This window comes from Pseudomonas agronomica, assembly GCF_025917275.1.
Taxonomy (GTDB): domain Bacteria; phylum Pseudomonadota; class Gammaproteobacteria; order Pseudomonadales; family Pseudomonadaceae; genus Aquipseudomonas; species Aquipseudomonas agronomica.
Genome location: NZ_JAOSHO010001032.1, coordinates 1 through 503 on the forward strand (window position 1 = coordinate 1; position 503 = coordinate 503).

1 protein-coding gene is annotated in these 503 nt (G+C 65.6%); it reads right to left on the reverse strand.

What is annotated here, in order from left to right; genetic code table 11:
• Window positions 1-503 (reverse strand): DUF6531 domain-containing protein (locus OC610_RS28755; RefSeq protein ID WP_264433186.1); only part of this gene is annotated, 503 nt, incomplete at both ends.

A 503-nucleotide genomic window follows, 5' to 3' on the forward strand; every position in this document is an offset into this window, starting at 1 on the left:
CGTCCAGCGCCGTTGTCCAGGCGGCTGATGTCGCCGTAGATGTTGCGCTGGACGGTCAGGCGGTTGTCGTACCGATCGCTCAGGGCAATCAGACAACCGTCGCGAAAATGTAGGAAAGGCGCGTCTTCGCCGGGCTGGGCGATGATCAATTCGTCCGGCTCATTGCTCAGGTAGATCGCCGCGCGGGCCAGGCTGTTGTGGATGGCCGGGCGTTGCAGGCTGGGCCGGGGGAAGGTGGTGCGGCGGTTTTCCTGGTCGATCCAGATGACCTGTTCGCCTTCGATCACCAGGCGATGGGCCAGGGCATGGCTCCAACCGCGACCGAGGCCGATGTCCAGTTCGGCGGCGCTGGTGCGATAGAGGCGAGTGAAGGTAAACGGCAGGCGTCCGTCGAGGGTACCGTCGTCCAGGGTCAGCAGTTCTTCGCCGGAGACCATCGACACCGGGCAGCCGTGGGTGCGGGTCTGTGCGGCGCTGTCGGCGGGGTCGCCGTTGGGGTTTGT